The sequence below is a fragment of the Nonomuraea muscovyensis genome, from assembly GCF_014207745.1.
In the GTDB taxonomy this organism is placed as follows: domain Bacteria; phylum Actinomycetota; class Actinomycetes; order Streptosporangiales; family Streptosporangiaceae; genus Nonomuraea; species Nonomuraea muscovyensis.
Genome location: NZ_JACHJB010000004.1, coordinates 94,044 through 115,347, shown reverse-complemented (window position 1 = coordinate 115,347; position 21,304 = coordinate 94,044). Strand labels below are relative to the sequence as shown.

Here is a 21,304-nt window from a genome sequence, read left to right as displayed (position 1 = left end):
GGTCACGCTCGGCGACTAGAGTGTATGCGGGCAACTATAAAGTTGATGTATCTCGCGTCAGCGGATCGCCGGGCGCACCGGCGCGCCGAGCGTGCGCAGCACCGGCAGCGCGCGGGCGGCCTGGAGCGGGTCCACCGGCAGGACGTGCCGGGTCCACCACAGAGCCGTCTCGGGCGTGGGTCCCGGCTCGGCGAGCGCCGGGCCGAAGTCGTCGTCGAGCGGCGGCGTGTAGAGGGCCGTGGTGATGACGCCGCGCCGTTCCAGCGCCGCCTTGGCCGCGTCGCGGTCCTCGACGATCAACGGCACCCTGAACAGCGGCTGGTCGGCGAAGCGCCGCACCGAGGGCGCCACCACCGGCAGCTCGGCCAGCAGCCGCACGCCCCGCACGCGCCGCTCGCGCTCGCGCTCGGCCGTGCGCTGCCGCCTGACCGCGAAGCGGCGCAGCAGCGGGCCGTGGGCGGTGCGGTAGCCGCCGGACCCCACCGACATCCAGCGGTCGAACGCCGGCAGCTCCTCGTGCTCGGCCGCCGTCGCCGCCAGGTCGCGGGCGCGGGTGTCGTCGCTGGTGTGGGTGGCCTCGATGCCCAGCGCGCGGGCCGCCCGCCAGGCCGGCGTGCTCAGCCGCAGCGCGTAGACGGCGTCGCGCAGCAGCGGCCCCAGCATCGAGCGCGCCTCGCCGCCCGTGGACGGCGCGGTGAGCAGCCCGTCGCGCAGCGCGGCCAGCCGGTCGCGGGTTGCGGCGTCGGCGACGGTCAGCACGCCACCCGCCCCGGCCCTCGGGTGCTTGGACAGGCTGAACGCGCCGGCCGCGCCGAACGTGCCGACGTGCCGCCCGTCCACCTCCGTCAGGTAGGCGTGGGCGCAGTCCTCGACGAGCACGACGCCGCGCCTGTCGCACTCGGCCGCCAGCCGCTCGATCTGACCGGGCAGCCCGTACATGTGGGTGGCGACCACGGCGCCGATGCCGCGCCAGTCGACCAGGTCGACGTCGATGGTGGCGTCGTCGGGGGAGACCGGCGCCATGACGGGACGCAGACCGGCGGCGACCGCGGCGAACAACACGGTCTCGCAGTTGACCGGCGACATGAGGATCCGGCTCCCCCGCGGCACCAGCCCGCGCAGGGCGAGGTAGAGGCCGAGCCGGGCAGAGGGGACATAGAGGCCGGGCCGGCCGGTCCGCCGCGTCAGCGGCCAGGTCAGGGCGTCCTCGCCCACCTCACGAAGCCGCATCGAATGTCCTTCTCGCTGGGTGTCCGGCATCCCATGAACGATACGCTGTAAGCCTCAGCCAGCGCAGATCGCGCTCATGTCTCCAGGGTGGTTATCTCCATGGCGGAATCAGGCGTTTCTTCCTCCTGGCCGGAAGTCGGCGTCGTGGTCTGCACGCGCGGCGACCGGCCAGAGATGCTGCGAGAGGCGCTCAAGGGGATCGAGGCCCAGGACTACCCCGGCAGGGTCGCCACCGTGGTCGTCTTCGACGGCAACGACCCCGATCCCGACCTGGTCTCCGACGACCCGGCCCGGCCGGTCAAGGTGGTCCGCAACAGCCGGCAGCGCGGGTTGCCGGCCGCCCGCAACTGCGGCATCCTCACCCACGGCGACGAGGTCGAGTGGGTGGCCTTCTGCGACGACGACGACACCTGGTTGCCGACCCGGGTCCGGGTGCAGATCGAGGCCCTGCGCCGCCACCCCGACGCGGTCTTCGCCACCTGCGGCTCGCTGATCGTGCACCCCGAGTGGACCCGCCACATCCCGCTCGACAAGGAGCGCGTGCCGTTCACCGACCTGCTCGACGGCCGCCAGCCGGCGATGCACCCCTCCGGCTTCCTCGCCCGGCGGGCGGCGCTCGTGGGCGACGAGGTGGGGCTGTTCTCCGAGACGATCCCGAGCGGCTACGGCGAGGACTACGAGATGCTGCTGCGGGCCGCCAAGTACGCGCCGATCGTGCACGTGCCCGGCGAGCACCTGCACGTGGCCATGCACGGCCAGTCCCACTTCGCCGGGCGCTGGGACACCATCGCCGAGGCCCTGCAGTGGCTGCTGGAGCGCTATCCCGAGATCCGCACCTCCCGCAAGGGCTACTCCCGGCTGGCCGGCCAGGTGGCGTTCACCCGCGTCGCCGTGGGGCGCCGCGCCGAGGCGCTGCGCTGGGCGGCGCGGGCCTTCGCCACCGACCCGCGGGAGATCAGGTCCTACGGCGTCGCCGTGATCGCCCTGCTACGACTCAACCCCGTCTGGGTGGTCCGGCGGATGGAGGCGCGCGGGTTCGGGGCTCCCTGACCGGCCCGCGGCGATCCGCCGCAGCCCGGGCAGCACGGCCAGCGCCATGATGGTCTGGCTGCCGAAGATCGCCATGCCCACCCCGGTGATGCCGTAGACCGGCAACAGGAGCTGTGCCCCGCCGATGGCCAGCGTGGCCATGGCGAACTGCACGAACACGATCATCCCGGCGCGGCGCAGCGCCCGCAGCGCGCCCAGGTACAACTCGACCACCGCCCGGGGCAGCGCCGCGAGAGCGATGAGCCGCATCAGGTCGGTGGCGTTCTCGGCGTACCCCTCACCGAACAGCAGCAGCCCGACGGGCGCCAGCGCCGCCGCGGCGACCACCAGCGGCGTGAGGATCAGGAACGTCCGGCGCAGCGCCCGACGGCAGTTCTCCGCCAGCCGGGCCGAGTCGAACGCCCCCTCCACGGTCAGCGAGGAGGCCATCGTGTAGCTGAGCATCTCCAGCATGGCGCCGAGCGTGATGGTCAGCCCGTAGTAGGCGTTCATCTCCTCGGTGACCTGCGCGGCCACCAGGACGGGCACGCCGTAGTTGAACAGCAGGGTGAAGATGGAGCCCGCGTAGTCGCCGGCCAGGAACCTGCCGATCTGCCGGGTCGGCGGCAGCCTGTCGGCGGCGGTCACCCTGGCGTGCTGGGGGATCAGCCGCCGGAAGACGATCGTGTTCAGGCACAGCGCCACCAGCAGCCCCGGCCCGATCCAGGCCAGGAAGACCACCCAGGACACGGCGACGCCCGACGACGAGGCCAGCGCGAACGCGCACGCCGCCAGCACCCCGAACCGGATGACCCAGAAGATCAGGTTGGCCACGGGCACCCACGGCGCCTTGCGCAGGGCCGTGAGCACCACGTCCTGCAGCGTGCAGATGCCCCACACGATCACCATGGCCGTGAAGATCACCCCCGCCGTCCAGCCCGACAGCAGGCTGTAGGTCTCCCCCCAGCTCGGCAGCGTCAGCAGGAAAACCAGGCACGCGACGACCGCCAGCCCGGCCCCGGCCAGGTACACGGTGCCGACGAACCGCCCGGTCTGCCGGCCGCTCTGGGGGACGAACCGGGCCACCGTGCCGACGAAGCCGAACGAGGTGATCGCGGCGAGGAACCGCATGGCCGCCAGGATCGCCATCCCGACGCCCACGTCCTTCTCGTCGAAGACGCGGGCCGTGACGGTCCAGTAGCCGAGCCCGATGGCCGCGCCGGCTCCGGCGTTCAGCATCAGGGCGTACGCGTTGCGCAGCAGCGGGTCGTTGAGGTCGGACGGCAGCCAGCGCCGCAGGCCCGCCGGCCGTTCGGCGGGCCGCACGTCGCCGCTCACTGGGGGACGACCTGTCGCACCGCGTACCTGGCCCGCCGGACGACCGCGTAGCCCTTGGTCAGCGCCCGCTCCTTCAGGTAGAGCAGCGGGACGCCGCGGTCCTCGACCGCGCGGCGGAACTTGTCCATGCCGGTGCTCCTGGCCACGGTCAGCCGCGGCACGGCCAGCACGTCGTGCCGGTCGGCGGCGACGGCGTTGGCCACGGCGCACGCGGCGGTGTAGCCGGCCGCGCGCACCTCGCGGCGCACCCGCGCGCTGGAGTAGCCGAAGGGGTAGGCCATGGTCGCCACCGGGGCGCCGGCCCTTTCCTCCAGCAGGCCCTTGTTGCGGCGCAGCTCGTCGCGGAGTTCGGCGTCGCGGAGCTGGTCGAGCTGGGGATGGCTGTGGCTGTGGCCGCCGATCTCGATGCCGGCCTGGGCGGCCTCGCGGACCTGGCCCCAGTTCAGCATGTCGTCCAGCGGACGGCCGGCCGCGTCGGCACCGGCGTCGGCCAGCCACCCGCTGGTCACGAAGACCGTGGCGGGGAAGCGGCGCCGCTCCAGGATCGGCAGTGCCTGCGCGTGGAAGTCGGCGTAGCCGTCGTCGAACGTCACCACGACCGGCTTGTCGGGCAGCGCCCCGCTGCGGTCGTGGTGCAGCGCGGCGGCGAGGGCGCCGAACGTCAGCGGGGTGAACCCGCTCTCGGCCAGGTAGGCGAGCTGCTCGGCGAAGTCGGACGGGCGTACCGACAGCGCGCGTGTCTCGTCCTTCGGCTGGTCGGTGACCGAGTGGTACATGAGGATCGGCACGCGGATCACCGTCCAGCACCCCGCAGCCGCACGGACCCCACCAGGTAGCCCCAGGCGGTCCAGGCCAGCCCGACCACGATGGCGACGGCCCGGCCGAGCCCGCCGGGATCGCCGCGCAGCGCCTCTCGGAGGCTGCGCAGCGCGCCGAGCGGCAACGTCTTGAGCGCGTGCGCCCGCTCGCTGGACAGCCCGTCCTGGGTGCCGACCTCGCGGGTGACCAGCGCCTTGGACAGCCCCTCGGCGTAGCACCTGGAGCGGAAATAGGCGAACGTCTCGCGCTGGCGGGGCACCTTGTGCCCGATCAGGGCGCGCGGCTCGAACAGCATGACGGAGCCGGGCCTGCGCTGGCTCAGCCGGATGCAGAACTCAGTCTCCTCACAGCCCAGCGGGCGGCTCTTGCGGCCCTGCACGCTGCGGCCGATGCCGCTGTGGAAGCCGCCCACCTCGCCGATCACCTCACGCAGGAACGCGGCGTTGCCGCCCATGACGTTGCGGATCGGCGCCCGGACCGCGGGCATGCCCCGGTAGGTGCAGCCCACGGTCCAGTCGAACTCGTACGGGAACCAGCGTGGGCGCCGCTTCGACGCCCACAGCGGCTCCGTCCGCCCGCCCACGCCCACCACCGTGCCGTCGGCACCGGTGTCCTGGAAGCCCTCCTCCAAAGCCTCCAGCCAGCCGGGGTCGGCCACCGCGTCGTCGTCGAGGTAGGCGACGATGTCACCGGTGGCGACGTCCGCCCCGGTGTTCTTGCCGCCGGACAGGCCGCGTTCGTGGCTGTTGGCCACGACGACGGCCCGCGGGTACCGGCCCTTGAGCCGCAGGAGCAGGTCGGGGTTGTGGTCGACGACGAGGATCAGCTCGTGCGCGGGGCGCCGCTGGCGCTCGACCGACTCGACGGCCTGCCTGATGTCCTCCCAGCGGTCCTCGGTGTAGACGCAGATGACGACGGATGTAAGCACGGGTGGACCTTATTTCGGGCGACGGTCAGGCCACGCCCCGGTCGGCGGCGGGCCGTGCGGTGGGTTCGGGGATCGGGGTGGCCGGCTGGCGGCGCCACTCCCGCAGGATGGTCTTGAGCACCCGGAAACCGTCGCGGACGGCCCGCAGGTTGCTCTCGCCGTGGATGCGGCTGCGCTCGTGGCTCGGCACCTCGTGGATCTTGAGCCCGGCCTTGGCGGCGCGCACGTTCATCAGTGTCTCCACCTCGAAGCCGTCGCAGTCGAGGTCGAGCACGTCGAGGTGGCGCGCCCAGAAGGCGTTGTAGCCGTAGCACAGGTCGGAGTACTTCGTCCCGTACATGATGTTGACCAGCAGGGTGAGGGCCTTGTTGCCGAGGCTGCGGCTGAGCGTCAGGTCGTCGCTGCCGCCGCCCGGCGCGTAGCGCGAGCCCTTGACGAAGTCGGCGCCGGTCACGAGGGCCCCGACGTAGGAGATGATCTCACGCCCGTCCATCGAGCCGTCAGCGTCGATCATCACGATGATGTCGCCCGTGCACGCGGCGAAGCCCGCCGCCAGCGCGTCGCCCTTGCCCTTGCCGGTCTGCGTGACGATCTTCATGGTGGGGCGCAGGCGGCGGGCCACTGCGACGGTGTCGTCCACGGAGTTGCCGTCGACGAGGACGATCTCGTCGATCCACTGGGGCAGTGTCGCGAACAGGTGCGGAAGGTTCTCCGCCTCGTTCATCGCGGGCACCACCACGCTCACCGTGGGCGAGATCGCGAGGTGCGGCGTGATGGGGGTGAAACGCTCGATGGGCGGCATGGAGCGCAGCGGCGCGACGTGCACCTTGCCGTTGTGCCTGATCATCTCGGGACTCATGGGGCGGACAATCCTTTCGGGACCACTCGCTGCGAGCCGCGGCAGGGCATCTCCCGGGTGCTGAGGAAATGCCGAAAGCGGCGAACGGTGCATTGACGGTCCTGTGGGAGTGAGGGTGTGCTGGGTGTGCTGGGGTTGGTGCTGGTTGCGAGGGGGAGCCGGAAACGCGCCTCAGCGCGCCCCCGTGGTTTCCTTGACGGCCGGCTCGTGCTGCAGGGCGGAACGCATCCGCCCGTAGCCCTTGAGCACGCGATCGGCTGCCTTATAGAGAGACGGCCGATCAAGGACGATTGTTCGGACCTTGTTGAGGGGGACACGGCCCATCCAGTGCACGGCCGCCGCCGGGGACGGTCGCGAGATGCGCCCTTCCGAGACGTGCAGCGTGCCGCTCTTCAGCCAGTCCTTGTACTCCTTGCCGCCCTTGCCCATGTCGACCATGAGCAGTCCGGCCGCGGCGGCCGCCTCCGCCATCTGGAGATGGTGGACGATTCCCGGCGAGTATCTGGCGAATTCGGTGTCGTAGGCCGGGAACCAGCCGACGAGGGTGGTGGCCGTGCGCAGGCCGAAGTGGCCCGCCACCGGGACGTCGCCGGAGTAGAGCATCGTCAGCACGCCGGCGAAGTCCGTGGACCGTTCCGCGTGCATCTGCTCCGTCAGCTCGACGATCCACGGCTGCGCGAACCTGTCGACACGGCCGGTCCTGCGGTACTGGTCCGACTTCCAGGCGAGCAGCGTGCGCAGCACCTCGGGGTCGGCCGAGGCCCACTCGAGGCGGAGTTCGCCCTGCTCCCTGCCGAGCTTGCGCTCCTTGTAGCGGACCGTCTTGAGGTTCTTGGGGGAGTTGGCCTTCACCTGCTCCAGCCACGCCTCGAAGCCGGCGGTGAAGTCCATCACCGGGGCCGGGCGCACGTCGCTCTCGTACGGGGCGAACGTCGGCTGCCCGGCGACCATGTGGTCGAAGTCGTAGACGTTGAGCTTGCAGGCGCGCAGCAGGGCCTTGGCGTCGAGCTGGACGCCCTGCTCGGCGATCAGGCCGTGACAGGTGGTGAGGAAGCCGCCGAGCGGCTTGCCCACGCCGAAGCCGTGACGCTCGTAGGGAAAGAAACCCACGATCTTGCCGGCGTCCTCGACGACCGCCACCCGCACATAGTCGCGCAGGCGGTCCATCGCCACGGCGAATTCGACCGACAGGAACGGGTTGTCCAGGGCCCGATCCGCCTTTTGCAGCTCCCGCCAGCGCGCGCGTTCGGAGTCCGCGAGATCTCTCGGGCGAGCGATCGAGATCTTCACCTTTCCCTGGCCCCCTGTCCGGTCCGGATGCCCTTTCCCTGACGCGCCTCGGAAAGCACCTTCACCACGAGGCTCCCAGGGGCTCCTCCTAATGGAACGATGGGCAGGTCACGATCACGCAACGGTCCGGCGACCCCCACCGTGGTGACGGTGACCGCCCGGCAGTGCTTGATCATTACCGTTCTCCCCGGTCCTGGCTCGTGAAAGGGCACGACTGATCGCATCCCATGTCATGGGACCAATCGTTTCGTGAACACGTCAATGCCGACGCTTGACGACACGCCTCGGTTTACCAGCAGGAAGGAATATCTGCCCCAGGTGATGCATGGCACACCCATGGGTAAGGTCTGCGGCTGCCGACGCGGTCCCCAAGCACACCAGGATGCCCTACGAAGGCCAGTGGCAGGGCCTTGGGGGCGGAATTCGCACCATATGTAGTTCAACGTCGATCTACCGCGTCATGCTCTCCCCGTGACTCACGAGTCGTGCGCAGGCTCAGCGGTCGCGTCGGCCGACGCCCGCGCGGGCGGGTCCGTCCGCGTGAGGTCTCCGGACGGCTCCGGGGTGCCGGGTTCGGTCGTGGGATCGCCGGCAGGCGGGTCCGAGGGACGTGACCGGCCCGGCCAGGACAGCGGGCACGACGTGCCGCCCCCGTTGCTGGACAGCGAGACCGTGCCGTCGCCGGCCGTGTCCGGGTCGGCCACCGTGACCACGACGGTCGCCGACCTGCCCGCCCGGATCGAGCCGCTCGCCGGGAACACCTCAAGGCCCTGCGACGCGCCCGCGCTCCAGGTGACGGAGGCGTGCCGGGCGCGCAGCACGACCCTCGCCGCGCCGTCCATGCCGCCGGGGCAGGTGACCCCGAGTCTGGCGCGGGGCGCGGCGCGCCGGGTCGCGCTCGGCCCTGTGACCGGTTTCGTCGTGACGGGCCTGGTCGTGCGGGGCGTGGCGGTCGGCCGGGTGGCCGTCGGCTCCGGGGTGGAGTCGTCGGGCGACGGCTCGGGGGTGAGTCCGGGGTCCGGTTCGGGGTCCGGCTCAGGAGAGCCGATCGGCTGCTGCTCCGCCGGCATGGACACGCCGGGGGAGGGGGCCGCGGGCAGCGCGGCGGGGCCGCCGTCGCCCGCCGCCACCAGCACCGCGCCGGTCGTGGCGAGCAGGCACGCGGCGGCCACGAGCGCCGGCACCAGCCCGAGCGGGCGGGGCCGGTGCGAGCGGCGCCCGGTCGTCACCGGGAAGCCCGTCCGGTCGAAGCCGTCGCTCCGCTCCAGGATCAGGGCGCGGGCGTCGTCCCGCTCCGGGTTCAGGCACGTGTCGACCACCCGGCGCCGCAGCGACAGTGGCGGGTACGCCACCGGCGCCGTGCCGAGCAGCCGGGCCGCCGACACCTCGTGGTGTCGCCTGTCCGTGCACACCTCGCACCCGGCGATGTGCCCGGCCACCCGGCGGCGCAGCAGCGGGGTGAGCGGCCCCTCCCACGAGTCGAGCATCGCCGACAGGTCGGGGCAGTGGGCGCGCCCGACGCGGGCGAGGACGACGGCCGCCGCGGCGTTCTCCAGGTGGTCCCGGGCCCGGGCCAGCCGGGTCGCCGCGCGGCGCGAGGTCAGCCCCAGCACCGCGCCGGCCTCCGCCGGGCGCAGGCCGTGCCGCAACGACAGTTCCAGCACCTCACGCCCGATCCGGCCCACCTCGCCGAGCGCCTCACGCACCAGCGCGCCCAGCTCCGCATCCCCCGCGAACCCCGTCTCGGGCCCGACAGGGTCGGCGGGGGTGACGGGGCCGCGACCGGAGGCGCCCCGGCGGGGAGCACCGGGGCGGTGGGCCAGGCGGGCGACGGCCTGGGCCCTGGTCAGCGCGTAGAGCCAGGCGCGCAGCCGGGCCCCGTCCCTGAGGCGCACCACGCGCCCGTGCGCGGTGACCAGGGCGTCGTGGACCGCGTCGGCCGCGCCGCCCCCCTCGCCGATCAGCGAGAACGCGTAGTCGTGCAGGCGCTCGCCATAGGCGTCGTAGAGCGCGGCGGGACCGTCGCCGCGCCGCAGCGCGTCCACCAGGCGCTGGTCGCCGGCGCGATCGGCGGTCGGCCATCCGGGCACGACGTCCCTCCCCGCAACTCGCTCACGAACCCCCACGCGCCTAGGACGCCGACCCGCTCCCGGGGGTTGGCGGCACCATGCCCAACAGGCATGACTTGGGAGGAAAGGGGCGAGGGTGACCGATGTGGCAACCAGCGGGAAAGCAGCCGCGAGAAGCTCAGCCGTCGCACTTGGGCGCGCAGAGGCGCCGCTCCATGCCCTGGAGGAAGAAGTCGCGGACCTGGAGCACGTCCTTGGCGATGTACGCCTCGCCGCCGGTCGCCTTGGCGAGCGCGTCCATCTGCGTCTTGCCCTTGGGCGCGTCCGGCCCGAACGCGATGATCAGGATGCTGACCGGCCGCTTCGGGTTGTAGGTCTTCTTCAGGAACTCCAGCATCTGCTCGTTGCCGAGGCCGCCCTGCGGGTCGTCGTTGCCGGCGCCGTCCGTGAGGATCAGAAGCGTGTTGATCTTGTCCTGCTGGTACGACTTCGTCATCTCGGTGTAGGCGGCCTTGAGCGTGTCGTTCAGCCCGGTGTCGCCGGTGGCCTTGGCCTGGACGGTCGCCAGTTCCTTGATCAGCATGTCCTTGCGCAGCGTGCCGTCGATGGTCTCGGTCAGCGGGCCGACGGAGACCATCTCGCGCCAGTCCTTGCCCTGGCCGTCGAGGTGCGTGGAGAACGCCCAGATGCCGATCTCGGAGTCGGCGGCGAACAGGCCCAGCCCCTCCGTGGCGATCTTGGCGATGGCCTGCATGCGGGTCATGTTCGTGCTCGGCACGGGCAGCGCCATGGTGCCCGAGACGTCGAGCAGGGTGAGCATGCGGCTGCCGAGGTTCAGGCGCGACCAGGTCTGCGTCATGCTCGCCACGGTCTTGACGTCGGGTGCGGGCAGCGCCTCCGGCGGCGTCGGGTTGAACCCCTTGGACTTGCTGAGGGTGTCGCCCCCCTTGCCGTCCGGGCCGCGGAAGCCCTGGCCCTGCAGCACCCTCACGGCCGACTCGGTGGTCAGCTCCCGCTTGAAGTCGGCCGCCGCCTTCTGCGCGGCCGCGTCCTTGGTGACGACCACGAGGGGATAGTCGAGGCTCAGCGTGCCCTCGGCCGGGTAGAGCGGCACCACCTGCGCGTCAGGCTTCTTGGAGTTGTGCACGTGGACGCTCTGCTCCGAGGCGACGCCCACCGGCACCTTGCTGCCGGACTTCACGGTGAGGCTGGCGAGCAGCGCGGTCGGGTCGGAGACGAGCTGGCCCGACAGCTCCTTGAGCGCGCCCACCAGGGCCTTGTCCTGGCCCGCCTCCTTGGCCGAGCCGGCGGCGGCGAGCAGCGCGGCCATGCCGGCGGAGTTCTTCTGCGGGTCGAGGGCCAGCACGCGGACCTTCTTGCCGGGGCCGTCCGGGTTGGCCACGTTGGCGGCGGCGATCAGGCCCGACCAGCTCGGCTGGAGGCTGCCGGCGAGCTTGGCGGCCGAGGACTTGGCGGTCACCAGCACGACGGGGGAGGTGGCCACGGAACCGGACGGCTCGGGCACCGCCGTGGCCGGGTCGCTGCGCAGGTTGGACACCGCGAGGCTGGAGTCGGCCACCCACAGGTCGGCGTTCGCCTTGCCCGCGGCCAGCGTGTTCGCCGTGCGGGAGGCCGCCTCCTTGGCCACCGTGACCTCGACGCAGCGGCTGTCGATGGAGTGCAGGGCCTTGTTGTAGGTGCCGGCGATCTTGTTCAGCGCGGGCTGGATGTCGGGGGTGGCGACGACGCGGAGCGGCAGCTTGCCGCCCGAGCAGTCGTGCTCACGGTTGAAGATGACGAACGCGGCGACGCCGAGCAGCACGGCGAGCGCGACGGCACCGGCGAGTGGGACCAGCACCCTGCCTCGGCCGCCGCGGGCGGCGCGCCTGCGCGGGGCGGGCGAGGGCTCCTGGGCTCGGTAGCCGCCGTCGAACTCGTCTGTGCGGTGTCGCCCCACGATGTCCTCTTAGGTAGTCGTAACCTTCCGGAGACCCTGGCGGGATTAGCTCCGCAATACCTCCGGAACGATACTCAATGCTCAAGCCGTGGCAAAACACCCCTTTTGGTGCAGGTATCACGGAAGGTGATCGTCAGTGGCAGCATGCGTGACCGTGCCAGGCGCGCCACCCTTCGCGCGCCGCGACCACCGCCAGCGTGACCGCCATCGCCGGGTCCATCCACCACCAACCCAGCGTGTTGAGCCACAGCCCCGCCAGCACGCCGCCCGCCATCACCGCGCAGATGACGTTCTGCGTGCCCTCCCCTGAGGTCGAGGGCGACGCGAGCCGCGCGCCCAGCCGCCGCTTGGCCAGGCCCAGCGCCGGCATGCTCACCATGCTCACGGCGGTGACCACGATTCCGAGCACGCTCGGCTCGGCCCGGTGACCGGCCCCCATGTCGTAGGCGACATGGAGCACCAGGTAGGGGGCCAGCACCCAGAAGCTCACGGCGACCGCCCGTCGCGCCCGCAGCTCCGCACCGGCTGACAGCGTCCGCGACCCAGTGAACCGCCAGACCACGATCAGGCTCGCCGCCGCCTCGACCAGAGCCGACAGCCCCCAGCCGAGCAGCGCGACCGAGTGCGCCGCCACGCCGGCGACGAGGCCCAGCGAGCTCTCCACCCCCAGCCACACCAGCGTGACCACCGACAGGGAGCGCGCCGCCCGGGCGGCACGCAACCAGTCGGCTGACGCCACCGGATGCACCCGAACCCGCTGATCAGGCACCTTGACCTCCCGAATCCCGACGCACCGTCGATGGCAGCGGTAGGTAGCGTACCTGTTACGTATCGTCACTTTAGTGGTAGGGAGCAAAGGGCGGCCGATAATCTTCAATGATCGTCAACGGGGGAGGACAAAGACTGTGCCGTTCACGCCCAGTCATATCGCCGCGGTGCTCCCGCTGGTGTCGTCGGCCCGGGTGCGCAGGTTCGTGGACCCGTGGGCGCTGGCGATCGGCGCCATGGTGCCCGACCTGCCGATCTTCCTGCCACACGTCGACTTCCTGCTGCCCGACTACACCGACTGGCACTCCTGGAGCGGTGTGGTCACCCTGGACCTGGCGGCGGTCGTGGTGCTGCTGGGGCTGTTCCACCAGGTGTTCCGTGACCCGCTGATCTCGCTGCTGCCTCCCGCGCTCGCCGGGCGGGCCGCGACGCTCGCCCCGTCCTGGCGGTACGTCCGGCTCCTGCCGATCGTCGCCGGCGCGGTGATCGGCGCGGGCAGCCACGTGCTGTGGGACTCGTTCACGCACTCGACCGGGCCCGAGGAGTGGGGCGCCTGGCTGGGTTACCGCGTCCTCGGTGTGATCAGCCTGTTCCGGCTGCTGCAGTACGTCTCGTCGATCGTGGGGCTGGCCGTCGTGCTGGCATGGGTCTGGAGCCGCCTGTCGGCGATGGCGCCCATGCCGGTGCCCGGCCACCTGCGCACCGCTCCGTTCGTCCGGGTGGCCGTGCTCGTCGCCGCCGTGGCGGGCACGGTCGCGGGGGCGTTCCTGTGGCCGCGTTACGACCCGCCCTCCCCGCGGCTCGGCCTGCCGAGCGTCATCACCAAGGTGGGCGCGGGCACCGTGGTCGGCCTGTGCGTGGTCATCGCCTGCTACGCGCTCGCCTGGCACGCCTGGCGGCTCGTCGCGGTTCCGCCCGAACGCTCCGCCCGGACGCGCCTGGAGACCGCGCCCGAGGAGAGCGCCTGAGCGACGCGCGGCGGCCCGAGCCGCTCGTGCCCGGCGGCGCGTGGCGGCGGCCCGAGCCGCTCGTGCCCGGCGGCGCGTGGCGGCGGCCCGAGCCGCTCGTGCCCGGTGGCGTGCGGCGGCGGAGCGGGCCCGAGGGGCGTGGCAGGATCGAAGCGTGCTCGAGTACGTGACCGACCCCGCCGACCCGCGCCTGGCCGACTACACCCGGCTCCGTGACATGGAGCTGCGCAAGAGCCTGGAGGCCGAGCGGGGGCTGTTCCTGGCGGAGGGCGAGAAGGTGATCAGGCGCGCCTTCGGCGCCGGTTTCCCCGTCCGCTCGGTGCTGACCACCCGCCGCTGGCTGGACCCTCTCGCGGACGTGCTCAACGACGCGCTCGTGTACGTGGTGGACGACGAGGTCATGGCGGGCATCGCCGGCTTCCCGGTGCACCGGGGCGCCCTGGCGTCGATGGCCCGCCTCCCGCTGCCGCCGGTCGAGGCCGTCCTGGCGCCCCCTCCGGACCCCCGGCGCGTCGACCTCGACGACCTGGCCGACGACGCGGACGCGGCGCCCGCCGAACCACGGCCTCGGCGGCTCCTGGTCCTGGAGGATCTGGTCGACCACGGCAATGTGGAGGTCGCAGAACAACACCCTCGGCGGATTCTGGTGCTGGAGGATCTCGTTGATCACAGCAACGTCGGCGCCATATTTAGGTGTGCTGCGGCGTTGGGGGTGGATGGGATCATCCTGTCGCCTCGGTGTGCTGACCCGTTGTATCGGCGGGCGGTGAAGGTGTCGATGGGGGCGGTGTTCTCGATCCCGTACGCGCGGATGGAGAACTGGTTCACCGGGCTGGATCAGATTCGTGAGGCCGGTTTCCAGACGCTGGCCCTGACCCCTGACCCGTCGGTCACCTCGCTTGATGAGGTGAAGATGACGGATCGGGTGGCGCTGCTGCTGGGATCGGAGGGTGACGGGTTGTCGTCGCGGTGGTTGGAGGAGGCCGACGAGGCGGTCTGCATCCCGATGAGCCCGGCCGCGATGGCCGCCGGGGTGGACTCGCTCAACGTGGTGGCTGCGGCTGCCATCGCCTGCCATGGGCTCATGCGAAGCGGCGCCCAGTAGTAGCTCGGCTCGTTGGGGGGTGAGCGCCTGAGCAGCGTGCGGCCAGATGTGGAGTAAGCAGCCTTGACGAGTTGTACTTGCTAATGATCGGTTGACAGCTGATCACGGACACGCCTGGGCGCGGTTCGTACGACGTAGCTTGGCATCTCGACCGCCCGGCCGTACCGGACGGTCGATGACTCAACGTACGACGGGCGCTGATGCACTTGATCGACCGTGCATCCACGGCGCCTACCGCCGTGCTCGCCTTGTGAGCATGTCAGTGGGCCGGCTCATGGGCGAAGAGCAGACATCCTCATCCAGCAGTTGGGAGTGGCACGCAAGATGCGTACGTCACGAAGGGGTAGGTCGTCGTCTCGCTGTGATTCATGATGCTGACTCGCCATGCGCTGGTGTCCTTGTTGTCAATTGTGTTGGCGAACACGCTTATTGAAGCCGTAGGCCGCTCGCCTAAGTACCCGCCAGAGATCGCGTAGTTCCCGTCGCCGCAGTCAGCCCGCAGGTGAGCTGTTTCTCCGGGAGCTATCCTGGTCCCCGGACCTTTGATCGTGAATACGCCGAGCTGTCCAGGCGGACCCTGCCGGTTCCAATCCAGCGCGGTTTCGCCCTCACTGCACGCTGTTCCAGGACGGACGATGCGCAGGGCGCCGGTCGAAGTGGTGACGCAGGCGTTGATCGGGGCCTCGTTCATGGCGGTTGCCAGGGCCGCTCCGCCAGCCGTGAACATGCCCCCGGCTAGCATGCTCGCTGTCACCAGGGCCACTGCCCGTCCCGTCGACCTGATCTTCGGCATCATGGTCCTCCTTGGTTCCTAAGAAGATCGTTTGATGACCATGATCTATCCGACGGCGAGATGGGTCTAGGGGTACTGAGGCCTTTTCTCGTGGAAGCGGCTCTTGTTTTGGGGTGCAGCGAAGTGACGCTCTGGAGCCGATTATGGACGCTCATATATGACTCTGAAAGCCGTGCGGATGTGTTGGTGAGGACGGACTGGGTGGGTAATACGCGCTCATGAGTCCATGGCGCGGACTGCGGCACGAATAGCGGCTTCGCGATAGGTCCTGGGCAACGGCTAGCTTCGGCGGCACGCTGGAATGGTGACGGCTTCTTTCCCGGAAAGGACTCCTGAGGGCGCGCCGGTACGGCGCAGCTGGCGGCATACGTTAGCGCGGGCTGGGGCGGCGCTATCCCTGGGCTCAGTGGGGGCCGGGTTAGTCGGGTTCTTCTTCGCCGACCCCCTGCACCTTCCGCCTGAGGTGCTGGACGTGCTGGACAAGCGGGCCAGTGTGGTCAGCATGGCGGTCGGTGCGTTGCTAGGCGGCGCAGCGTTGTGGATGCAGTTACGCGCTTCTGGGCCTTCTCCAGATGCCCCGCCGTCGGTATCACCCTCAGAGGCAGGCTCGCCAGCGGTCGGCGGCCATTCGCCTGGTGGCAAGATCATAGGCCAAGTAGGCGTGTCGGCTCGGGTCAGTGGTTCCGGCAGTGTGCATGCCGAAGGCGCTCAGTCCATCGCCGTTGTCGGCTCGGTGACAGTTCCGCCGATGACCGGCGACAAAGCCATTGCGATTACCGGCGGCTTCGTAGGCGCGGTAGGAGACGTGCATTTGCCACCGCGGAAGCCGGTGGATACCCGCCCGGTCCGGCTGGCTCCGCGCCCACCGCAGTTAGCCGGTCGTGAAGAGGTCCTAGCTGAGCTCTACGAGCAGTTGTCGGCTGCCGAGGCTCTACCGTGTCTGGTCGCTGTACACGGGTTGGGCGGGGTCGGCAAGACCAGCCTGGTCGTCGAGTACGGCCACCGCTACCAGTGCGCCTATGAGCTGGTATGGCAGGTGGCCGCGGAGGATGAGGCAGTGTTGTCGGCTGCGTTCGCCGATCTGGCCGCGCTACTCGGGCTGCGCCCGCCTGGCGAGACGGCCGATCCGGTGCGCCAGGTCCATGCCGCGCTGGCCGCTCGTCCCGGCTGGTGGCTGCTCATCTTCGACAATGCCCCCGACGCCGAAGCTCTGCGAGCCTTCCTCCCACCCGCCGGCAACGGACACGTCCTGATCACCAGCCGTTCCGGCCGTTGGCCTCCGAGACACGGCATGGAACTGTCGATGTTGGAGGCAGCGCCGGCCGCGGCTTTCCTACTCGATCGCAGTGGCCAGCATGACGAGGTTGCTGCTGCGGCCGTGGTCGATGAGTTGGGTGCGCTACCACTGGCACTTGAACAGGCTGGTGCCTACATCTCCGACTCGGGCACCACGCTGGCCGATTACTTGGGCTTGCTGCGTGACAGGCGCGCCGATCTGCTCGACCAGGGACAAGCATGGGGTTATGAGCAGCGGGTCGCCTCTACCTGGAAGCTGGCCTTTGACCGCTTGGCCGAGGCCAGCCCGCAGGCGATCGCGCTACTGCGGTTGCTGGCCTGCTACGCGCCGGAGGCTATCCCCTACCGGCTGTTGCTCGCGCCGATCGGCCAGTCCCTCCAAGGCCTGCTCGCCAGCGGTAGCGATGGCATTGGCGAGCCGCTCGCATTGCCATACGGCGACCTGGCGATAAACGCCGCGGTCACTGCACTGCGCCGCTACTGCCTCATCAGCCGACCGGTTGGCGGAACAGTGTCGGTGCACCGCCTGGTCCAGGCTGTCACTCTTGATCAACTCACCCCGGGCCGGCGCGACATCTGGCGGCGCGCCGCAGCCGCTATTCTCGCAGGCGCCTTGCCCGAAAGGCCGGACGAGCCGGGCACATGGCTACGGTTCGCCCAACTTCTGCCGCACGCTAGTGCCGTCCTGCCCCTCAGCTCACCGGCCCTCTCTGCCATTACGCAGTTCCTCGGCTTCAGCGGGGACTACCGCACCGCGAAGGCTCTGTGCCAGCAGATACATGACAGCGAGGTCACAAGCCTTGGCTTAGAACACCCACACATTCTGTCTGTCCGATGCGCTCTCGCTCGCTGGACGGGGCAGGCGGGGAACCCCGTCGCCGCCCGTGACCAACTCACCGCCCTGCTTCCTGTAGCCGAACGTGTCCTGGGCACCGAGCACACGGAAACCTTGACCGCCCGGCATGACCTCGCTCATTGGACGGGCGAGGCCGGGGACACTGCCGGCGCTCGTGACCAGTACGCCGCCCTTCTCCCTGTACGCGAGCGGGTTCTAGGAACAGAACAGCCCAACACCCTGGCCACTCGAAGCCAGCTCGCCCACTGGACTGGACAAGCCGGGAATTCAATCGCCGCTCGCGACCAGTTCATCGCCCTGCTCCCCGTACGTGAGCGCCTGTTAGGAGTGGAGCACCCCGAAACGTTGATCACTAGAAGCCAACTCGCCCGCTGGACGGGGCAGGCAGGCGACGCAACCGCGGCGCGAGATCAGTTCGCCGCCCTTCTCCCTATACGTGAGCGCGTCCTAGGCGCAGAGCACCCGTCCACCCTGGCCACCCGGCACAACCTCGCCCGCTGGACGGGACAGGCGGGTGACGCAACCGCGGCGCGCGACCAGCTGACTGAGCTGCTCCCCATACGCGAGCGCGTCCTGGGCGCTGAGCATCCGTCCACGCTCGTCACTCGGCACAATCTCGCTTACTGGACAGGGGAGGCGGGGGATGCGGCTAGTGCTCGTGATCAGTTCGCCGCGCTGCTTTTCCCGTACGAACGCATCTTAGGCGCCGAGCACCGCCATACCCTAGCTACCCGGCACCAACTCGCGCGTTGGACGGGGGAGGCGGGGGATGCGGCGGCTGCTCGAGACCAGTTTGCCGCCCTGCTTCCCGTTCGGGAGCGCGTTCTAGGCGTCGAGCATTCGTCCAGCTTGGCCAACCGACACGACCTCCTCTACTGGTCGGAACGTACTCGGATGTAGTCGGGAGTACAGGGATCGCAGGAAAGACGCCTGCATGAATGTGGAGGTCGCGAAACAACACCCTCGGCGGATTCTGGTTCTTGAGGATCTTGTTGATCACAGCAACATCGGCGCCATATTTAGATGTGCTGCGGCGTTGGGGGTGGACGGGGTCATCCTGTCTCCGCGATGCGCTGATCCGTTGTATCGGCGTGCGGTGAAGGTGTCGATGGGGGCGGTGTTCTCGATCCCGTACGCGCGGATGGACGACTGGTTCACGGGGCTGGAGGAGATTCGGAAGGCGGGTTACCAGACGCTCGCCCTGACCCCTGAGCAGTCGGTCACCTCGCTTGACGAGGTGAAGATGACGGAGCGGGTGGCGTTGCTGCTCGGGTCGGAGGGTGACGGGTTGTCGTCGCGGTGGCTGGAGGAGGCGGACGAGGCGGTGTGCATCCCGATGAGCTCCCGGGCGATGGAGGCGGGGGTGGACTCGCTCAACGTGGTTGCCGCTGCGGCGATCGCCTGCCACGGCTTGATGAGGAATAGCGGCCGGTTCTAGCTGGGTACACGGCACTCCTCGGCCACTAGCCTGCCGACATGACTCCGCATGACCTGTTCGTGCTGCTTGTCGTGGCGTCTCTCGTGGGCCTGGTCGCGGTCTGTGTCGCCATCATGATTATTCGGAGACTGGGGCACGGCCCTGTGCCGGATCCACGGGTCTACGCCGTTCAGGTCTTCTCGCGGACCGGTGAAAGGCTCACGACCAGTCACATCGTCGGCAGGTGGCGCAAAGTGTCGCGGATGGCCGCGCGCATCTCGGCGTGGCCAGACGTGGAGCGGGTGCAGTTGACGCCCTATCAGCGCTCCGAGGATCGGATGGTCTTGTGGGTCTGGAAGGGGGGGCGTGCGCAAGGGCACAGGCTCGGCATGACCTCTACCAGCACACCTACAGCAGAACGCGGCGGCGCGTTGAACCGCACCGCCGCGTTCATCGGGTCCTAGTAGTTGTCTCCGTGCCCGACCACCATGGATCCCACTTCGACCATGAAGCAGTCACAGTTGCCGCATCCAGGGAGCATCCATCCTCCTTGTGTAGGGGTGGTACAAGCACCATAGGGCGCCGGATGGCGAATGCCTCTTGCCTCGCAAGCGATAGTGCCGTTTAGGTGCAGCTCAGGGCCTTGAAGGTCGCTCTTCCAGTCGCGCATGGATCGCGCTCAAGAGCTCCTCCATGATGTCCAGCCCCCAAAACTCGATACTGCTCTGTCGGCTGTCTCGACGTTCGGGATCGCGCTTGGCTACACGTCCGATGGCCTCCGGCGTGCTTTCGAGGCTGAGCGCAGCGCGGGTGAAGGGGATTACATCGATGCCGAGTACTGCGGCCCGTGCTCGCATGCGCTCATCACGCGTTACGACGCTGGATGATTGGGAGTTCAGCTCTACGAGATCGGCGAGCACGTCAAGCTCGAACTCGACCCGCCGCTCACGAACGAGGGCCCTCTGATTCTCGTCCGTACTTTGGGTGGACTGCCTGATCGTCCAAGCAGCGAAACCTGCTGCGGCCAGGGTGCCGAAGGCGTTCGCGTATTCGAGCCAGGTGGGGATGCTCATGACGCAATCGTCCTGAGTTGTCCTTGGGTCATCTCTGTGGCACGCATGCGGGTCACCAACCGTGCCCATTCTGATATGTCGGCCAGCATCTCCACGCCGCCACGTCCCTGACCGGCTGCTTGCACAGGCCCGAGTACGCGATCGGGATCTGGTCGCCGGGCGGCGTTGCGTCAGTCGGCGGGCTCTGCCTCCTTGAAGGCCAGTTCGACGCGATCCCCGCGAAGAACCCTTTTGTGCTTGCGAGGGCCTGGCGTGACCTCGAAGACCGGCACGCCCTCCGGGATGCCGCCGAACTCTCTCAGCTCCTCAGACGTCGCCAGGTCACGGCGTTCATCAGGCGTAGGCATGCGTGTTATCACCCGTGCCCCCGGAGGGACCTGGTAGGACTCTCGATCCGGCTCACCGACCACGAGTGAGCCCCGCTTGCGGACCGTCGTGATACGCCCCTCCGCGCGCAGCAGTGCCAGAGCATCCCGGACGGTGTCCCTGCCCACGTCGTACATCTGAGCTAGCTGCGTCTCCGAGGGCAACCAAACTCCGGGGCGGTAGCGGCCGGCTGTGATATCGGCCCGAATCGCGTTGGCTACCTGCCGATTCAGCGGCACGCCGGAGCTGTAGTCGATCACAGCACATCAGTGTCATGTGGCCATGTTGCCATGGGCCTTGTGGCCATGAGCCCCTAGACGTAACCTGGGGAAACCCTGCTATCCGATGGTTTTCACCGCAGGACTCCATCAGACTGCAAGACGGGAGATTGACCCTGCATGACCCTGATGCCTGATCAGCCCTCAGAGCGGCCACGGTGCGAAGGTAGGCGGTCGGCGTGACGCTCCCTCCGATGAACCCCGGCACCAAGCCGAAGACCGCCGAACAAGCCGCGACATGGCTCGCGTACGCGCTTTCAGAAATGGGCGTGGAAGCAGACGTCAACGGAAATGAGCATGTCGCCCTCGTATCGGTCTACACCAACTTAGTGGTGTGGACCGATGGAACCTATTTCAGTTGGTGGAGCGGGCGGCTGACGAAGGTTGCCAGAAGGCGTGTCTACGCATACTGCCCTTCCGACGACCCGTTGACAGCGGCTCGCAGAGTATCCATGCGGCTGGAAAACCTCAAACGCCAAGAGCGGGACAGGTGAAGGGGAATGACTACCAGCGAGCATGTCTTACGCGCGGAGCTTCTTACCGTCGGCGATTTCCTTGCATTCGATCCCACCGACGACAACCCATTCGCCATCGCTCCGGCCGATCCGAATAGTTCAGAAACGCCATACCGGATATGGGGGCAGATCACTCATGTAGTAGCGAAGGGCCTCGATTGGCGTCCTTGCTCGATGCGCCGCGCAGAGGTCTGGTTCACATGCAAGTTCGATGCTGCCGGAGCAGCAACCCTCATAGTGGGCGTCGATAAGAACGACGACCTGTTGATTCGAGAGAACTATGGTCCTCCTTTGTGGATGGACTACGCCACCACCAAGCCGCCATGGGAGATCTGAGGCGTGCCCGCTGG

18 protein-coding genes and 1 pseudogene are annotated in these 21,304 nt (G+C 69.3%); 8 read left to right on the top strand and 11 right to left on the bottom strand.

The window, feature by feature from the left end:
* Positions 1–57: 57 nt before the first annotated feature.
* Positions 58–1,230 carry a DegT/DnrJ/EryC1/StrS family aminotransferase gene (locus FHU36_RS38455; protein WP_185089056.1) on the bottom strand — a complete coding sequence of 391 codons (1,173 nt, stop codon included), beginning with the start codon at positions 1,228–1,230 and terminating at the stop codon, positions 58–60.
* 99 nt (positions 1,231–1,329) lie between these two features.
* Here FHU36_RS38455 and FHU36_RS38450 point away from each other — a divergent pair, with 99 nt between their 5' ends.
* Positions 1,330–2,280, top strand: a complete 951-nt coding sequence (locus FHU36_RS38450; RefSeq protein ID WP_185089055.1) for a glycosyltransferase family 2 protein — start codon at positions 1,330–1,332, stop codon at positions 2,278–2,280.
* On the opposite strand, the gene FHU36_RS38445 is transcribed toward FHU36_RS38450, so the two are convergent.
* The 8 genes from FHU36_RS38445 to FHU36_RS38410 form a co-directional block, all read right to left on the bottom strand.
* Positions 2,218–3,597, bottom strand: a complete 1,380-nt coding sequence (locus tag FHU36_RS38445; protein WP_185089054.1) for a lipopolysaccharide biosynthesis protein — start codon at positions 3,595–3,597, stop codon at positions 2,218–2,220. The genes FHU36_RS38450 and FHU36_RS38445 overlap by 63 nt on opposite strands.
* Positions 3,594–4,385 carry a polysaccharide deacetylase family protein gene (locus tag FHU36_RS38440; RefSeq protein WP_312892131.1) on the bottom strand — a complete coding sequence of 264 codons (792 nt, stop codon included), beginning with the start codon at positions 4,383–4,385 and terminating at the stop codon, positions 3,594–3,596. The genes FHU36_RS38445 and FHU36_RS38440 overlap by 4 nt, the downstream gene beginning before the upstream one ends.
* A gap of 5 nt (positions 4,386–4,390) precedes the next feature.
* The gene (locus tag FHU36_RS38435; protein ID WP_185089053.1) at positions 4,391–5,344 is read right to left on the bottom strand and encodes a glycosyltransferase family 2 protein; all 954 of its coding nucleotides are present in this window, start codon (positions 5,342–5,344) and stop codon (positions 4,391–4,393) included.
* Between the two features lie 25 nt (positions 5,345–5,369).
* Positions 5,370–6,203 carry a glycosyltransferase family 2 protein gene (locus FHU36_RS38430; protein ID WP_185089052.1) on the bottom strand — a complete coding sequence of 278 codons (834 nt, stop codon included), beginning with the start codon at positions 6,201–6,203 and terminating at the stop codon, positions 5,370–5,372.
* Between the two features lie 171 nt (positions 6,204–6,374).
* On the bottom strand, positions 6,375–7,493 hold the full coding sequence (locus FHU36_RS38425) for a GNAT family N-acetyltransferase (RefSeq protein WP_185089051.1): 1,119 nt from the start codon (positions 7,491–7,493) through the stop codon (positions 6,375–6,377).
* Between the two features lie 476 nt (positions 7,494–7,969).
* A complete protein-coding gene (locus tag FHU36_RS38420) occupies positions 7,970–9,583 on the bottom strand; it encodes an RNA polymerase sigma factor (RefSeq protein WP_185089050.1) in 1,614 nt (537 codons plus the stop codon).
* A 157-nt stretch (positions 9,584–9,740) separates the two neighbouring features.
* Positions 9,741–11,519, bottom strand: a complete 1,779-nt coding sequence (locus FHU36_RS38415) for a substrate-binding domain-containing protein (RefSeq protein WP_312892129.1) — start codon at positions 11,517–11,519, stop codon at positions 9,741–9,743.
* 133 nt (positions 11,520–11,652) lie between these two features.
* On the bottom strand, positions 11,653–12,258 hold the full coding sequence (locus tag FHU36_RS38410; protein ID WP_185089049.1) for a cation diffusion facilitator family transporter: 606 nt from the start codon (positions 12,256–12,258) through the stop codon (positions 11,653–11,655).
* A 166-nt stretch (positions 12,259–12,424) separates the two neighbouring features.
* Here FHU36_RS38410 and FHU36_RS38405 point away from each other — a divergent pair, with 166 nt between their 5' ends.
* From FHU36_RS38405 to FHU36_RS38385, 5 genes and pseudogenes are all read left to right on the top strand, one after another.
* Entirely contained in the window at positions 12,425–13,255 is an 831-nt protein-coding gene (locus FHU36_RS38405; protein WP_185089048.1) for a DUF4184 family protein, read from the top strand.
* 154 nt (positions 13,256–13,409) lie between these two features.
* A complete protein-coding gene (locus FHU36_RS38400; protein ID WP_185089047.1) occupies positions 13,410–14,360 on the top strand; it encodes a TrmH family RNA methyltransferase in 951 nt (316 codons plus the stop codon).
* A gap of 1,256 nt (positions 14,361–15,616) precedes the next feature.
* Complete coding sequence (gene fxsT, locus FHU36_RS38395) at positions 15,617–18,205, top strand: FxSxx-COOH system tetratricopeptide repeat protein (RefSeq protein ID WP_185089046.1); 2,589 nt, start codon at positions 15,617–15,619, stop codon at positions 18,203–18,205.
* A 64-nt stretch (positions 18,206–18,269) separates the two neighbouring features.
* Positions 18,270–18,743 (top strand): annotated as a pseudogene (locus FHU36_RS38390) (TrmH family RNA methyltransferase); the annotation flags it as partial.
* A gap of 38 nt (positions 18,744–18,781) precedes the next feature.
* Positions 18,782–19,186 (top strand): hypothetical protein, encoded by a 405-nt coding sequence (locus tag FHU36_RS38385; RefSeq protein ID WP_185089045.1) that lies wholly within the window; start codon positions 18,782–18,784, stop codon positions 19,184–19,186.
* Between the two features lie 171 nt (positions 19,187–19,357).
* Here FHU36_RS38385 and FHU36_RS38380 read toward each other — a convergent pair whose 3' ends face one another.
* Positions 19,358–19,795 (bottom strand): hypothetical protein, encoded by a 438-nt coding sequence (locus FHU36_RS38380; RefSeq protein WP_185089044.1) that lies wholly within the window; start codon positions 19,793–19,795, stop codon positions 19,358–19,360.
* Positions 19,796–19,965: 170 nt separating this feature from the next.
* A complete protein-coding gene (locus FHU36_RS38375; RefSeq protein ID WP_185089043.1) occupies positions 19,966–20,421 on the bottom strand; it encodes a GntR family transcriptional regulator in 456 nt (151 codons plus the stop codon).
* A gap of 212 nt (positions 20,422–20,633) precedes the next feature.
* Here FHU36_RS38375 and FHU36_RS38370 point away from each other — a divergent pair, with 212 nt between their 5' ends.
* Both FHU36_RS38370 and FHU36_RS38365 read left to right on the top strand, forming a co-directional pair.
* Positions 20,634–20,933 carry a hypothetical protein gene (locus FHU36_RS38370; protein WP_185089042.1) on the top strand — a complete coding sequence of 100 codons (300 nt, stop codon included), beginning with the start codon at positions 20,634–20,636 and terminating at the stop codon, positions 20,931–20,933.
* 6 nt (positions 20,934–20,939) lie between these two features.
* On the top strand, positions 20,940–21,290 hold the full coding sequence (locus FHU36_RS38365) for a hypothetical protein (protein WP_185089041.1): 351 nt from the start codon (positions 20,940–20,942) through the stop codon (positions 21,288–21,290).
* Positions 21,291–21,304 lie beyond the last annotated feature (14 nt).

What these genes read in the sequence shown, in the direction of transcription:
- FHU36_RS38455 (WP_185089056.1), bottom strand. Translation starts at nt 1,230, where the DNA reads ATGCGGCTTCGTGAGGTGGGCGAGGACGCCCTGACCTGGCCGCTGACG.
- FHU36_RS38450 (WP_185089055.1), top strand. Translation starts at nt 1,330, where the DNA reads ATGGCGGAATCAGGCGTTTCTTCCTCCTGGCCGGAAGTCGGCGTCGTG.
- FHU36_RS38430 (WP_185089052.1), bottom strand. Translation starts at nt 6,203, where the DNA reads ATGAGTCCCGAGATGATCAGGCACAACGGCAAGGTGCACGTCGCGCCG.
- FHU36_RS38385 (WP_185089045.1), top strand. Translation starts at nt 18,782, where the DNA reads ATGACTCCGCATGACCTGTTCGTGCTGCTTGTCGTGGCGTCTCTCGTG.
- FHU36_RS38380 (WP_185089044.1), bottom strand. Translation starts at nt 19,795, where the DNA reads ATGAGCATCCCCACCTGGCTCGAATACGCGAACGCCTTCGGCACCCTG.
- FHU36_RS38370 (WP_185089042.1), top strand. Translation starts at nt 20,634, where the DNA reads ATGAACCCCGGCACCAAGCCGAAGACCGCCGAACAAGCCGCGACATGG.
- FHU36_RS38365 (WP_185089041.1), top strand. Translation starts at nt 20,940, where the DNA reads ATGACTACCAGCGAGCATGTCTTACGCGCGGAGCTTCTTACCGTCGGC.